Origin of the sequence: Lentzea sp. NEAU-D7, from assembly GCF_026242055.1 — a bacterium.
In the GTDB taxonomy this organism is placed as follows: domain Bacteria; phylum Actinomycetota; class Actinomycetes; order Mycobacteriales; family Pseudonocardiaceae; genus Lentzea.
The window spans coordinates 304,959-320,482 of record NZ_JAPJDL010000006.1 but is presented as its reverse complement, the minus strand read 5'-3'; the positions used below and the strand labels follow the sequence as shown (position 1 = coordinate 320,482).

The 15,524-nt window shown below is 65.1% G+C and carries 7 protein-coding genes and 1 pseudogene; 5 read left to right on the top strand and 3 right to left on the bottom strand.

Annotation, left to right across the window (positions count from 1 at the left end):
* Window positions 1–23: 23 nt before the first annotated feature.
* Window positions 24–785 (bottom strand): annotated as a pseudogene (locus ORI60_RS15575) (TIGR02679 family protein); the annotation flags it as partial.
* A 447-nt stretch (window positions 786–1,232) separates the two neighbouring features.
* A complete protein-coding gene (locus tag ORI60_RS15570; RefSeq protein WP_266037969.1) occupies window positions 1,233–2,282 on the bottom strand; it encodes a hypothetical protein in 1,050 nt (349 codons plus the stop codon).
* Between the two features lie 372 nt (window positions 2,283–2,654).
* Between ORI60_RS15570 and ORI60_RS15565 the strand changes: the two genes are divergently transcribed.
* A complete protein-coding gene (locus ORI60_RS15565) occupies window positions 2,655–3,017 on the top strand; it encodes a DUF5655 domain-containing protein (RefSeq protein ID WP_266038032.1) in 363 nt (120 codons plus the stop codon).
* A 147-nt stretch (window positions 3,018–3,164) separates the two neighbouring features.
* Window positions 3,165–6,965 carry an AAA family ATPase gene (locus ORI60_RS15560; RefSeq protein WP_266037968.1) on the top strand — a complete coding sequence of 1,267 codons (3,801 nt, stop codon included), beginning with the start codon at window positions 3,165–3,167 and terminating at the stop codon, window positions 6,963–6,965.
* Between the two features lie 34 nt (window positions 6,966–6,999).
* Here ORI60_RS15560 and ORI60_RS15555 read toward each other — a convergent pair whose 3' ends face one another.
* Window positions 7,000–9,129, bottom strand: a complete 2,130-nt coding sequence (locus ORI60_RS15555) for an N-6 DNA methylase (protein ID WP_266037967.1) — start codon at window positions 9,127–9,129, stop codon at window positions 7,000–7,002.
* 178 nt (window positions 9,130–9,307) lie between these two features.
* Here ORI60_RS15555 and ORI60_RS15550 point away from each other — a divergent pair, with 178 nt between their 5' ends.
* The 3 genes from ORI60_RS15550 to ORI60_RS15540 are packed head-to-tail and all read left to right on the top strand — an operon-like array spanning window position 9,308 to window position 15,517.
* Window positions 9,308–10,969 carry a PD-(D/E)XK nuclease family protein gene (locus tag ORI60_RS15550; RefSeq protein ID WP_266037965.1) on the top strand — a complete coding sequence of 554 codons (1,662 nt, stop codon included), beginning with the start codon at window positions 9,308–9,310 and terminating at the stop codon, window positions 10,967–10,969.
* Window positions 10,966–12,084 (top strand): hypothetical protein, encoded by a 1,119-nt coding sequence (locus ORI60_RS15545; protein WP_266037964.1) that lies wholly within the window; start codon window positions 10,966–10,968, stop codon window positions 12,082–12,084. The genes ORI60_RS15550 and ORI60_RS15545 overlap by 4 nt, the downstream gene beginning before the upstream one ends.
* A complete protein-coding gene (locus tag ORI60_RS15540) occupies window positions 12,077–15,517 on the top strand; it encodes a hypothetical protein (RefSeq protein ID WP_266037963.1) in 3,441 nt (1,146 codons plus the stop codon). Before ORI60_RS15545 ends, ORI60_RS15540 begins: the two co-directional genes overlap by 8 nt.
* Window positions 15,518–15,524: the final 7 nt, after the last annotated feature.

Here is a 15,524-nt window from a genome sequence, read left to right as displayed (position 1 = left end):
TCGGGTGACAGGGTGGGCGGCCATCAGGCCTCCCAATCGCTCAGAAGGTCATCCAGTACGAGTTCCTCCTCGATGCGACGGCCCGTATGACTCATCGCCGGTGCCAGGGCGGGATCCCAGCGTGCTTCGACCGGTGTACCGGCCAGCGGACGACCCACCCCACCGGCAGCGAGGTAAGACGCGGTGTCGAAGCGCCACGGCGTGAAGGGCACGCGGTCCTGCAGCACGTTCGCGATGCGGATGCCGCCCCAGTCGAAGTCGCCGTGGTAACGCAGGGTGCCGCGCGCGGAGACGATCAGGCGGAGCAGGTGCATCACGGCGGCGCTGGGCTGGCCGCTCGTGCAGACCAACGGTGGGCAGGACGGCCCGAGGTGGTCGGCCGCTGCCGCCACGACGACCGGGTTCTCGCAGACGAACACGTCCAACGCCGCCAGCCGCGGGAGATCACGGACGAGCTGGCGCAGGGTGAGGTGCACCGGTTGACCGAGCCATGCTTCCAGGCCCTGATGGCCGCCGAAGCCCAAGGTGATGACCGTGGTCGACAGTTCGTCCCGCGTCAGGCCGACCGACGCCCACACCTCTCGGCGCCATTCCGAGCCGCTGCCGTCCGGCAGGCCGCTCAAGGCGAGCACGGCACGAAGTACCAGTGTCGCCAGCGGACGATCATCGTCCAAGGCGTGGGCGTCGCCTGTCATCCGTGCCGCGAATCGTCCGATCGGCTCGCCGCGCGAAGGCAGGCTTCTCACAACGACGTTCAAAGTGGTGGGCAGATCGGCCGCGCCTGTGGGGTCGGAGCGAGGCGTTTGACCAGGCCGCTCATGCGCAGCGAAAGGGCCCTATCGGCGAGACGTGGATCGTCCAGCTCCTCGAACGCCCTGTCCCACAAGGTCTCCAGGTCGACCGGTTCCGTAAGCGGGCCGGTCAGTACGAGCACCGCCGGACCGAGGCAGTCTGGATGGGTGCCGGATCGGCGCAGCAGCCCGTCGACTGCGGGCAACGGCACGTTCAACGCCCGGCCGGGGGGCGATGCACTGCCGGACCTGTGGGCGTTGAAGGAATTGCTGTCCGCACTGCGCGGGGTTCCTGGTACTGGTGAACCCCGGCGGGCAGGCGGGCGCGGATCTGCGGGGCGAGCACTTGGTGCAGCTGGCCACTGCACAACCCGGCTGAGGTGTGCCGTAGTCGTGGGCACGTTTGGAACCGACGAGTCCGCGAAGTGGGTGCAGGCTTGTTCAACCTGTTCCAGCACGCCACACCGGATGCATGTAAGCGCGGCGAGTGTCTGGAGCCGCATCACGGACGAGGCTTCCGTCGGCGCTCCGGTAGATGCAGTCAATGCCGAGACGGTGCAGATAGTCGATGCCGTACTGAGCAAGCCTCAACGGGAACAGGGGGCTGAGCCGCGTCACAGGTCGACGGCTTTGAGCGGAGTAGTCCAGCGACTGCGCTGTGGCTTCGCGGACTTTTTCGTGGTTGGCCAGACTCTTGGCTTCCACGATCTCGACCTCGTCCTGCTCGACGCGGTACAGGTCGGCGCGCTTGTCGTTATGCGTGCGAAAGCTTGTGAACACCACGTCTGTGTGGAAGTGCTGGTGCTGGGACACCAGCTGACTTTCTACGCGATCGTATTGTGCATTGCGCTCGGCGACGTGCTGCGACACCACGTCGATGTGGAAGTTCTCGACCGGAATTATGTAGGAACCAGTGGTGAGTGCTTGGTTGATGGCAGTGAGCTCTGCACTGATTCGAGCTTCCGTCACAACAGTCGCTATCTGGAGCTCGGTCAGGATCCGCTCCGCGCGTTCGTCGGTAACCAGCCGCTGGCCCGCTGCGTTGTCACCCTCGTCGAATCCAAGCCTGCGCCATACCTCGCGCTGGGGTCGCTCGATCACGCGGATGTTGCGCACGCTGTAGACGTTGACAAAGCTTCGCCCGCTGTCGAACTGATCCCACATCCGATCGGCGAGAGGCTGGTTGCGAACGAGATATCCGACCTCACCTGCTGCCTTGACCTTGTTGTCTCCGGTGAACACGACGACGTCTCCAATGCGGAGCCGGTCCATCATCCTGTCGTGCGTGGCGATCGCGCCCCAGCAGTGAGCTCTTCCGGACGGGTGGAGGTCGCGTAACGCCGCCAACTCGGGCGCCTGCGGCAGCTCGCGGTGCTCGTTCGATTCGAAGTCGATGCTCGCTTCAATCGTCTTGTGGTAGCGGCGACGCGTCTTTGTATTGCCGTAGCAGGGCGCCAGAAGGACGTACGGCCGTGTGCGTTCATCCCCCAAAAGGTGACAATATCCCGTCGGTTTGTGTTGTCGCTGGCTGTTGAAGAGCTACCCAACCGGTGATCAACGGTGATATCAATGTGAGTTCGAGTGGGTGCACAGGAGCCGTTGGGGCGGATGTCGGATGAGCGATCTCAAGCTGTTCCGGAACACGGCTGGTCGAGCTGAGGAACTGGCGAGCGGTTCGGTGGCGTTGGAGCGTCATCTGACCGCCTGGGGCCCGAAGCCGCGAAGCAGATCGACTGGACGAACCCGAGGCTGGTCTGTGTCGCCGGCGACTTCACGCCTTACGACGAACATGCGGTCCGTCAGAACAACCACAACATCGAGCTTGTCCGGTACCGTGACTTCGGTGGTGAGCTGTTGACCTCGGTGAGCACGACTACACCGATGCTTCAACGGCCAATTCCGATGAAACTGGCGTCATCAGCCGAGCCGACTGCGGTCGATTACCTGACGAAAGCACCCGACGACCTGAAGTACCTGTATGCCGATCTGGATGCGAGACTCCTCGCATTCGGTGATGACATCCAGAAGACCACTGGGAAGCTGTACTTCTCCTACAAGCGGCTCAAGAAATTCGCTTGTCTCGAGGTGCACCCGCGAAGTCGCGCCCTCTTGGTCTACCTCAAGGTGAGCCCGGAGTCCGTGGACCTCGAGTCGAGCTTCTCCCGGGATGTGCGCAGCATCGGCCACTTCGGCACCGGCGATCTTGAACTGCGCATCACGAACTAGTCAGACCTGGACAAGGCAGAGCCGTACCTTCGCATGAGCTACGACATCAGCTGACCGTACGACGTGAGCACTACAGCTGATGCCCCGTGGTAACGCTGCGAACGGTGGTCACGAATACCGGGGCAGCTGATGCGAGTGAGGAGTATCGTGAGCGGTGTTCAGCACCTGTCGATGCGGGTGCCGTGGCGGGATCGTGCGTGGGACCAGTTCGTTTGTGATGACCCGTTGGGGAACTCCTCGTGCACTCTGCTAGCGAACATCGGCCCCAACCGCGACGACTCCTTCGAGGCCGCGAACGCGTCGGCGGGCATCGACACCCTCGACCAAGACAGGCTGCCGTGCCTGAGTGAACGCGCCACGTTCATGTCACCGCTCGGGTACACGGTCATGAAGACGCACCCGTACGCCTGGAACCGGGCGCTCAAGGGCAAGATCCACCCCACCCCTGTCTCTCTGCCGGGCTATGCGTTCGAAGCCGTTCCCTTCCGCTGGCTCAACCGAACCTCGCTCGCTGAAGACATAGGAGCGAGTCGGGTACCGGCGTTCAACCCAACGGCGGAAGACCACGTCGACGATGCTCTCGGATTCGACGGAGCCTCTTGGGTGATGGACGGGCACAACCAACGGGCCCTGCTGGACGCGTTCTTTGCGTCGGTGGTGGCCGGTGACTCTCTCGTCTTCATCTACCTCAAGCACTCACCACTGCAGGAGCAACGCACCGACCGCCTCCTCGTCGGCGCCGCCCGTGTCACTGGAGTGACGTTGCCGCCGATGTGGAAGCAGACCGGGCACCCTCCGTTCAACTCCTCCATGTGGGAGACCATCGTCGAGCACAGCCTGCGTCCTGACATGGTCGACGGGATCCTGCTGCCCTACCAGAAGTTGATTCCGCTCCTTGATGACGGTGTCGATGTCGACAAGGCACTCGCGTGGGCGCCGGAAGGCCGCGATGTCGAGTTCTCCTACGTGACCGAGCATCTGTCCGATGACGCCGCTATCGAGGCACTCGCCTCCCTTCAGCAAGCCGCGCTCGGAATGCGCGCCCTCGACATCGAGGTACCCGACACCGCGCTCTGCTGGATCTCCACGCAGACCGAGCGCCTGTGGCAAGTCCGAGGTCCGGTTCCCGGCCTACCTGCCGCACTGGCCTACATCGGCGTGGCCGAGCCTTATGTCGCCGCACGGGCCGTAGTCGACCACGTTGGCGAGACTGACCCCTGGCCGTTCCTCGAAGGCATCTTCGCCGACCCCGGCACGGCCCCTGACGCACTCCGTTCGCATCTGCCCAGACCAATCGGCCGCATCTGGAGCAAGCTCCCCGCCGAACACCAAGCAGTGCTGCAGCTGCTGTCAGCACTCGACATCGCACCCGACCAGGTGAAGATGCTCATGGACGGCAAAGCTGAGGTCGAAACCTCCGCGGAGGAACTGCTGGAGAATCCGTACTTCGCAGCGACGTGCACCTACACCATGCCGGAACACGTGCCGTTTTCCGCGGTGGACCGGGCATTGTTCCCGCCGACTTACGTGACGTGGACACCCGCGGTGCCGGATGAGATCAAGCTGGAAGGGCCGCTGGACCGTCGCCGTATCGAAGCTCTGTTGACCGATGTGCTGGAGCGGCAAGGCCGACAGGGTGACACCGTTGTCCCCCAAAGCGAAGCTATAGAACTTGCCAACTCGGTGAACCTGAGTCAACCGCCGAACCTCACCCAGGTCATCACGACGGGCCTCGATCTCGACCACGACTCGTTGGTCGACCGGTCTGAATGGTCGCCGCTGACCAGCGTCCCCCTTGCGAACGGATCATCGGCGTACAAGCTCACCCGATACGAGAACACCTCCGATGTCATCCGCGACTGGATCGCGGCGCAGGAAAGCCACACCAACCTCGGCGTGCTGGCCAACGCCCGCAAGGTGCTTGACGAGGCACTTGACCGCAACCAGCAGGTCACCACGACATCCGAGACGACCCACAGCGAGCTGGAAGAACGCGCCCGCACCGAGAAGGCCGCCGGTCTCTCGGCTCTGCACAACTCCTCGCTGTCGGTTTTGATCGGGCCGGCGGGGACTGGCAAGACCACGTTGCTCAGAGCCCTGGTCGAGCATCCCGGTGTCGACGCGGGCGGAGTACTGCTGCTTGCGCCGACGGGAAAGGCGAAGGTCCAGCTAGACACCAAGGTCGGGCTGACGGCGAAGACTCTCGCCAGTTATCTGACCACGACGGATCGCTACGATGGCGATACTGGCCGCTATCTCGTCTGGGGCGACCAGAAGCCGCGTCAGAGCTTTGGTCTCGTCGTGATCGACGAAGCATCCATGCTCACCGAGGAGATGCTGGCTGCCACCCTCGACTCGTTCACCGGAGTCAAACGCCTCGTTCTCGTCGGCGATCCGAAGCAGCTGCCACCGATCGGTGCCGGGCGACCATTCGTCGATCTGGTCAACAAGCTGCGTCCCACCAAATTCGCGGATTGGTTGCGGGTTGCGCCTGGGTACGTAGAGCTGCAAGTCCCCAGGCGGCAGCTGCCGGACGGAGGCATCGGCACTCGTCACGATCTGGAGCTCGCGGCCTGGTTCGGGGACGGTGTCCGCGGAGCGGCCGACGACGATATCTGGACCGTGCTCGCAGCCGACCCGAACCAGGCGACGGTGCGCTACGAGTCCTGGGGCGATCGATCGGCGGTCCAGGCGTTGACAGACGTGATGCAGGAAGAGCTCGCCCTCGACGGGCATCTCGACCAGGTACGGGCTTTCGCCTGCACCTACGGCGGAACTATCAACGGTGAGTACCTGAACTGGGAACCTGGCGCCGGGAGCGCTGCTGAGAACTGGCAGATTCTCTCGCCAACCAGATCTCGCGCGTTCGGAACCGTCGAGCTCAACCGCCACATCAAGCGGACTTATCGAACCTCGGACACCCGTTTCGCCCAGCGCACTTACAAGTCCAACATCGCCGCACCGATCGGTCCCGAACTCATCGTCCGCGGTGACAAGGTCATGCAGACCATCAACCGGCGACTCAAGGCATATCCAGCCGATGGCGGACTCAACTACGTCGCTAACGGTGAGATCGGTGTCGGTATCGGCCGTACGCCAGCGGCGAAGCGCCCCAAGAAGGCGTTGGCCTTCAACGTCGAGTACTCCTCGCAGCCTGGATTCCAGTACAGCTACTGGCCGACCTCCCGTGAGGACGTCCAACTCGAACTGGCCTGGGCCGTCACCGTGCACAAGTCCCAGGGGTCCGAGTTCGGGATCACCTTCCTGGTGCTGCCAGCCCGCACCAACGTGTCGCGGGAGCTCATGTACACCGCAATGACCCGGCAGAGAGACAAGGTCGTCATCCTGCACGAGGGCACTCTTGCGGACCTGCGCGACCTCGCACAGCCATGGCGGTCGGAGACATCCCGCCGCCTCACCGACCTGTTCACCGCCCCGGAGCCGGTGTCTCTCAAGTTGCGGGGCGAGGCGCGGCGGTACGATCGCAAGCTGATTCACGTCTCCGCCGACGGCACGCCGATGGCTTCGAAGAACGAGGTCATCATCGCCGGCCTGCTGGACCAGCTCGTTCCCGGACAATGGGAGTACGAGAAGCCATACATCGGCAATGACGGTCGCGAAGTACTGCCGGACTTCACCATCGCCACTGCGGATGGCCGCACTGTGTTCTGGGAGCACGCCGGCATGCTCGACCTGCCGGACTACGCCCGGAAGTGGGAACTCAAGAAGGCCTGGTACACCGACAACCGCGTTCTTCCGCATTCGGACGGCGGTGGTCCCAACGGCATCCTCCTGTGGACCGATGACCGCAAGGGAGCCGATGCCCAGGCCTGGCTCGCCCTCGCCGCCGAGGTACTTGGCGTCGACAGCACGACCGTGGTCTCAGGCGGGCACTCCGGAACGACGACTCGGCGCGTATCCAAGAAGGTGCCTACCCGTCGTCGCTAGGGATGGGCAGGCACCGGAAGTTCCTTGGAGTTGTTCATGAGTGAGACGCGACCGTTTCGTCCGCGGTCGAGCTCAAGGTAGAAGCTATGGCGTCTGCGGAGTTGCGAGCCAGTTCGTAACCGAGATCGCGCACGGTGCTCAAGGAGCGCATGAACTCAGCAAGTCGGCGGAATGCTGTTCCGTACTGCACCTGGTGTTCAAGGGGCAGGAGCAGAATCCGGACCTTGCGCGGATCGATGCGACTGCCGGACCCCGTCGAACTTGTCATCGAAACCGCCTGCCGCCCTCCATCGGTGCTGGAGAGGTAACCGGCCAGGTACCAGGGGTCCAGGATGTCGCTCTGTGTGCGGATCAGGTGAATGCCGACATCGAGGTGCGCCCCGGCGTCATCCTCTGTGGCTACTCGGGCGACTGGCTTCTTCGCGAACATCGGCACGAGGACATCGCCTGCTCGGATCGGAGGGTTCTCGAGAATGTCGTCGGGAACGCACCCCATGCGCGATGGCCCGCGACCGAGGGAGATGTCCCTGCTCGTGAGGTAACGGGCTGGACCTGGCGTTTGTGACAACGCGCTGATAGCCAAAGGGCGACGAAGTAGCACGACTCCCGACTTGACCAGGTCGTTCAAGGTCACGGTCCGCGTGTCTGCCGACCGTGGAGCCGGTACTTCCGGAAGTGGCGGGACCGCTTGTTTCAGAAGGTCAAGTGCGTCTTCAAAGTCGCCACGCGTCGAGTTCAGTGCGGCGGTCGATGTGGCTCGGCGCACCGGCAGAGGCAGGTGACGGCGAGGGGTCAGGTCAGTTTCCTCGTCCAGCAGAGTCATGACTGGTACTGCTCGGGCGACTCCGGGACGCTCGGCGAACTCGTCTGGCGCTGCAACGAATTCTGACCAGATCTCGGTGACCAGCGTGCGTATCTGCTCGCCTTGCCCGGCCGCGCTTTGATGGTCGCGTGCCACGTCACTCGTGTCGACGAGCAACATCCGGGCAGGGATCGGTTGATCGACTACCGGGCGCTCCAGCAACCAGATCTGCAGAGACAACGCGTAGTGGGTGGCGAATCCTGGCGGTAGTGAGATCAGTGCTCTGAGGGCTCCACGCTTCGCCAGTTCGGCGCGGATGCGTCGCCCGGAACGACGGAAGGCCACACCGGGCGGTAGGAGCAGCACTACCGGCGCACCAGGGGCGGCGTATGACAGTGCTCGTTGTACCCATGCGAGCTCGGACTCCGCGCGTGGCGGAAAACCGTACTCCCAGTCAGGCCCGTCCTCGAGCTCCTCGTACGACCAGCTGCGCTCAGCGAACGGTGGGTGCCCAAGAACCGCAGCTGCTCGCCCACGCCGGAAAGCCGGATCTGTCAGGGAATTCTGCGCGTGGACGGTGAAGGGGACCGAACGGCCGGCAAAGTCCTTGTTGCGGAATGCCAGGCGGAGCGCGGCGACGAGTGCGATCGCTGGATTCACGTCCTGACCCTGTACACGGCGGTAACCATGTTCAGCTGCGGCGAGCAGGAAGGTGCCGCTCCCGCACACCGGGTCCACCACGGTTCCCGAGACGTTCCCCGTCAAGTCCACCATGAGATCCGCGAGTTCCCGTGGCGTGGCTGCGAAGCCGGTTCGAGCGCCCTGTGCGAGGAAGCGCTCGCAGAGTTCGTGGAACGTGGCTGCGGCGCCGTTCGTCATCGCGGCAGTGGCAGCTGCGGTGAGCAGACTGAGGTGTCGCGCTCCCAGGTCGTACTGAAGCGGCAGGAGCAGCTCGCCCAAGCCACCGGCGTCGGCCCCTGGCGCCTCGGTGAAGGTGTGCTCGGCCCGCTGCATGAGGTCTGTGAGACCGGCCTTGTCATGTGGAACTTCCTGCATCTGGTGCTGATGCAGGTGAAACAGCAGAAGTCCGGCGAGCGCAAGAGCGGCTTCGCTCGGCATGACGTCACGTGCGGACTCGAACGCTTGCCACAACTTCTCGGCCGGAGCGATCGAACTGGTCTTGCCTTGCTTGGCTAGCCAGGCCTCCACCGCGCCGAGGTCGAAGCGCGGACTGCGATCCGTCCCGCCCACCGGCTCCGGGAAGTCACCGTGCCGCTTGCGCCAGTTGCTGACGGCTGTCGGCTTCACGTCGGCGATGCGGGCGATGTCCGCAGCGGTCACCTCCACCCGTCCGGCAGTCATGCCACACCTCTCGTCTCATTCATCTACCTGCATAAACGTCGTTCCGATCATACCTTGTCGTGTAGTGAGGGCGTTAGCAACCGCACTGTCCACCTTTTGTCCACAAATTGTGGTTGGCACTATTCACAGTGAGATCTGGTACGGTTCACGTGATCCTCTCGACTGGGAGTGACAGACAGTGCGGATCAAGACCTGGGAGGGTCTCGTGACCGACCACTCGCCGATGCCGGCCGGCCTGCGGGGTAACCCCCGGCTGCTGCGCATCAGCGCCTCACTCGCCGGGCAGGCAGAGGACACCTGTCCGGATTACACCGCAGCCAAGGCGCGGCCTGCGGTCTCGGCGAGGTTTCCTGTGCGGTACCCCAAGGCCAGGCTCGAGGACTTCCCGCTCGCACGGGTTCAGAAGGTCCTCGACCGGGTCGAGTTCGGGGGCGACTCGATCGACTCCGCCCTCCAGGACGTCGAGCGGTGTGCACCACCTCTTCACGACATGCAGCGCAACTTCGTCCGGCATGCGGCGCGGTCATATCTGGCCAACCAGCGCCCGCAGGACGCACCTCCCGTCGTTCCCTGCCGACATGAATGGGCGGTTCGTGGCACCAAGGGGGACCGGACCTGGGAGAGCACCGCATGGGGGCGGCAGTACCACGACCCGGCCACCGGACTGCGCGAGTTCCGGTTCCTGGTCCTCGGTCAGACCGGGGAGCAGAGCGGGAAGAAGGATCGCCCGGCAGCTCAGATCGCACACGCGGCCCACGTCGCGGCCTTCGGGCAACCAGCTGAGCGGGCGGAGTGGAACAACCAGCCCTACCGGCTGCTGGGCGCAGAAACCGTGAACTGGGTTCGTGTCGCCGAAGTCGGTCTGATGGACGGTTCATACGAGTTGCTGTTCGAGGGCACCCCGGAGCAAGCACGGGCGTACTTCGCCGAGCACGCGAAGGACCGGATCACGAGTCTGGTCCGGGGCGGGCGTCAACGTCCCGGTGCGTCGTGCCTCAAGTGCAAGCTATTGACCTCGTGCGACGCGTTGCCCAAGACACCCGGTCTGCTCGGCCTTCCGTCCCGGCGTTCCCCGTGGCCGCTGCGGAAGGTGTCGGTGAGTGATCTCAGGTACCACAGCGACTGCCCCGGCATGGCCTTCGGCTACAGCAGCCGCCTGCCGCGTGCCAACGAGTACAGCCTCGAAGCCCAGCTCGGCAAGGCAGTGCACTGGTGGTTGGAGCGGAACCACCGTCACGGCGCGGGCGAGTGCAACGCCTTCGACATGCCGATGGCGGACCACCGCTGGGGTGAGGATCCCTACATCATGTCTGGGGAATGGGCGCGGATTGGTTCCCAGATGCTCGGCTGGCACCTGGACATCTGCCCGTTCAACGCGGGCTCGATCACCGACGTGTCAATCGAATCCGATCTGGCCTTCCACGACACGAGCGCGAACGTCGTGGTCGTCGCCAAGCCGGACATGCTCTTCCACGACAACGGTGCAGTCGTGTGGCGCGAGATCAAGACGACGCAGCGCGACAGCCGCTACCACGACGACCCGCTCGACGCCCACCCCCAGCTCGCGTTGGCCACCGTGTTGCTGGCGGACGGTCACCTGGGAGGGGATCTGGCAGGAGCTCGTGTCGAGTTGGAGACCCTCAGGCCTGACAGCGCGAACCTCGAGTGCATCGAGCCGTTCCATGAGCCGGAACGGGTCGCCAAGGCGCGTCGGATCCTGCACGACCTCGCCGAGCCGTGGCGTAGCGACGAGATCTTCACGGCCAGGCCGACGGGCCGGGTCTGCGGCACCTGTCCGGTTTCACAGTGGTGTTCCAGCGCACTCGGCGGTGGGCGGTGACCGGGCTGTCCTATTTCGACGGTGAGCCGCTTGTGCGGCTACTGGCGACCGCCTTCGTCCGGCTCTCGCAACTGCGCTCGGCAGGAGATCCCGTATACCCGGATGCAGTGCAGAACGCGTACAACCATGTGGTCCTGCACTGCATCCGGCGGGATGTTCGCCCGCCGGGCAGTGTTTCTGAGCTGGTGCGCTGGGCAGCCGAACGGCCGTTGTCCCGCTGGCCTCTCCACCTGTCGGCCGACCTGGGCATGGGCGATCGCCTGCTGGTGGACCCGGAAACCGGCAGCCCGACCCAGGAGTGTCTGGAGTGGGCGGTATCCGCGCCCGACCCGGCGGCGGAGCGGTTCGAGAACGACCTCATGTTCGAGGTGCTCGGCCTCTGCAGGGCGGCTCGGTCACCCGAGGCCTACACCGCATTTCGCAGGCTGCTCATCGAACGGCCGACGCTGACCGCGACCGAGCTCGTGTTGCTCGGTGAGGATCTCGACCTCGGGCTGCTGCACGACGCGATCAAACGGTCGTACGCGCCCATCACGGCCGCGTATGTCCGTGATGGCAAGGCAGCTGCATGTGCGAGTTGCAACTGCCTTCTCGTTCCGATCGGCGAGGCCCGGTACGTCTGCCAGCTCGACCGGTGTCGTCGCCAGGCTGTCCGGGTCGCCCGCGGTCTGGACCCCGTGGCCGGTGGCGGCGTCTACCAGCTCACCAGACCGTTGCGGACGTTCATCACCGGTCCTGGGCTTGCTGAGACCGCCCTGGAGGGCGAGCTGCGTGCCCTCGGCCTGGAGCCGGAGATGTGGCCAAACTTCGACGCCTACGACCTGTGCGTGCGATTTCCGGATGGCCGCGTGTGGGCGATCGACGTGAAGGACCGCGCCAACCCGGCGCTGCTCGGCCGGTCCACCCTGCCGTTGCGCCCCGACCCGCCATACGACCGTGGCTTGCTCGTCGTGCCGCACTACCGCTTCATCGAACGGGATGGCTACCGCGAGGTGTTCCGCCAGCACCTGCCGGACGAGTCCGCGGGACGCGTCCAGTTGTTCTCGGACCGCGAACTCGTGCGAGAGGCGAAGGCATTGCTTCGCCGCAAGCAGAGGAGAGGCCAGGATGCGTGACCGCAGCAGCTGGCACACCGCATTGTCCGCCCAGCTCCGGGATGCATGGCCCGAGGACATGTCGTCCTTGCGGCCTGGTGACCTCTTGGATGTCGAGCTCGGCCTGTACCTGCTCGAAACCACGATGCCGACGCGCACCGCGGCGGACGGGTGGACGCTCTTCGGCGGCTACCCCTATAGCGAAGCGTTCGGTGATGTCCGCACGGAGGCCCAGCGGCTGCGTATCCGGCGCGGCCGTCACTATCTGCTGCCCTTGCGGCGCCGCCGCGAGTGGCTGCTCGCACTCGCTGCCTACGCGCGTGTCCCGCAAGCGTTGCGCGGCTACGACCTGACCTCGGCTGACGACGTACCGATCAGGCGAGCGCCGTCTAGGGTACCGCGGCGCTTCGACCGGTACGAGCAACTCCTCACCAGCCCTCCGCCGTTCCTGACGCAGCGCGTGCCGGTTGCAGGGCCTGGCGAGCACTGGTTCCCGGTACGCGACCGGCGGCACGCGGTGACCTTCACCGATGATCTCTTCCCCGCCCCCGCACCACAGGCGCACAACCTGGATGCGTTGCCCAACGGCCGCGGCGCGCCCATAGAGGTCACGTGGGAACAGCTCGAACAAGCGGCTGTGCGAATGGACGAGATCGAGGCGGAGCAGAACGGCGGCAAGCCGAACATGTGGGCAGCGCGGCTCGGCCGGGTAAGCTTGCTGGTCCGCGAACGCTCGGAGTTCGTCGCGGACAGGCCGCTGAGGATCGACGGTCTGCTCAACCTCGTCGGCATGGTCGGAGCAGGCAAGAGCACGCTTCGCGACATCCTGGCGTTCTGGGTGGTCACCGTCCGGCAGCTGCGCATCACCATCGTGGTCGGTGACGTCGCGGAGACGCTGAACGTCGTCAACCTGTTCAACAGGCTAGGAGTCCGAGCCGCGCCCGTGCTCGGGCGGTCAACGCTGGAACGGCACATCCAGCGTTTGCACCGGCGGGTGACCACCGCGGGTGAGCCGACCATGCTGACCCACGATCACCCAGGCTTTGCCTACGTCAACAGCGCCTGCCCCCTGGACGCCCTGCGCGGTCTCGACGCCGATCGGGCGTTGCGGATCGGTCAAGCTCCGTGCACCAGCATCTATCCCGCCGCGAAGCGGGCTTCCCAGTCGCCTGCCGCCCTGTTCTCCGAAGAACGTGAGCCCGAACCTGTCGCTCCTGAACGATCCAAGCGCCACAGCTGTCCACTATGGACGCGCTGCCCGCGCCAGCACGGAGCCAGGGAGCTCGTTGATGCCGACGTGTGGGTCGCTACGCCGGCCAGCCTCGTGCACACGTCCGTCCCGCAGCCGCTGCACGAGCAACGGTTGCGGTACCTGGAACTCGCGTGCCGGATGAGCGATCTGGTCGTGGTGGACGAGGCCGACCGCGTGCAGATGCAGCTGGACACCGCGTTCGCCCCGGCAACCACGCTCGTCGGACGTTCGCCCAACTCCTGGTTGGACGAGGTCGCCGGCCACAAGCTGCTCGAACTGGCCCGGCAGGGCCGGTTGCAGCTTTCCGCCCAGGACGTCGACGACTGGACGAACGCCGTCAACACCGTCACCGCGGCCACTGATCGCCTCTACGCACTGCTCATCCAGGACGCTTCGTTGCGTTCGTGGATCACTCAGGACTACTTCAGTGCGATCACGTTGCACCAGTGGCTGATCAACGCGTGGTTTCCGGACTTGCGGGAAACCGATCCGAAGCCCCTGCCCGACGGCACGACGGTCGAGAGACGTACTGCGGCGCGGGAGCGCATCGACCGAATCCTTGACCGCCTTCGCGACGACCCGTTGCAGCGACAGGTCTTGGCGGACAACGACGACGGCGTTGCTGAGATGGTGAACGAACTGGTCGACCTCACGCTGGGCCTGCTGCACGCACCACACGGATCGGGCACTCGCACTCGGGTTCGCTCAGTGCTACTGGATCTCGTCGCCGGCGATGCGGCGATCGTGGAGGAACTCGACGTGCACGCACCTCGTTTCGAGCTCACCCTCGTCCTCGCGGCACTGCACCACCGGCTGAACTTCATGACCGACATGTGGCCCCGAGTCGAGGCAGCGCTCAACCTCGACTCGACGTCGAACGTGCTGTCCCGCCGTCCGCCGCGTGACTTCGAGCCGGTGATTCCCGAGTCCCCGATGGGCAACGTGCTGGGCTTCCAGTTCCAGCTCGACGATCGCCGCAAGGACGGCGAGCAGAGCGGAGAACTTCGGTTCTTCCGGTGCAGTGGTGTCGGCAGGGAACTCCTGCTCGACCTGCCAGACCTGCCTGCGGTCGACGGCAGGCCGGGTCCGCACGTGGTGCTGATGTCGGCCACCAGCTGGGCCGGGACATCCAGCCGCTACCACGTTCACGCTGAAGTGGGAGCCGTGCTTCGCCCTCACGACGAAGAGGTTGACGCCATCCTGCGCACCACGTTCCGCAAGGAGTTCCTGTACTGGCCCGACAGCACCAACCCGATCCGGTTGTCCGGCTGTGAACCTGACAAACGCCCGCAGGCGCTGATCCAGATGTTGCACCAGCTCGCCGAGCCCGACCGTAGTCTCGCCGGTTCACGAAGCCCGTTTGAGCTGGAGCTCGCCGACATCGACGATCCCGACCGGCGCCGGATCTTGTTGCTGGTTGGCAGCTACGAGGAGGCGAAACGCGCGGCGCAGTACCTCAACTCGCTTCCGGAGTGGACCGGGCGCATCACCCAGCTGGTGTCCGACGATGCGGACGTCGACTCCGCATGGACCGCTCTGCCGCGAAACAACGATGTGAAAGCGTTGCGCCGTGGCGATGTCGCAGCGTTCGCCCGCACCGGTGGCGAGATCCTGGTCGCGCCTCTGCTGGCGGTTGAGCGGGGACACAACATTGTGATCCCCGGCGGGAAAGCGGCCATCGGCACCGTGTACTTCCTCGCTCGGCCGCACCCGCGTCCGGACGACATTTCGCTCGCGATCCAGGCGATCAACGACTGGGCGGTGCGCCAGGTGCGTGGACCAGAGGGGGAGTTCCATCAGGCCGCGCTTGCCGCAGGCACCCCGGACCTCGCCGCCCTGGCGTTCCGCCGGGCTGCCCGCGGCAAATGGAACCGCTTCCTGACTCGTCGCCTGTCATGGACGAGCCTGCCCGAGGACGAGAAGGTCGCCTTCACCTGGGACCAGCTCGTGGTGATGTGGCAGGTCATCGGTCGACTGGTGCGCGGAGGGGTGCCGGCCCGCGTGGTGTTCGTCGACGCCGCCTTCTCTCCGCGTGAAGCCGGTCTGAACGCGACCGACACGCCGGCGAGCAGCCTGCTGGCCAGCATGCGTGAGCTGCTCACCCCGTACTTCGACGACGACCCGTCCGTGACCGACATCGACAAGTCCCTGGTCACCGCGCTCTACGAGCCGCTGTACCGCGCACTCGCCGAGATGGACTGAAAGGCCC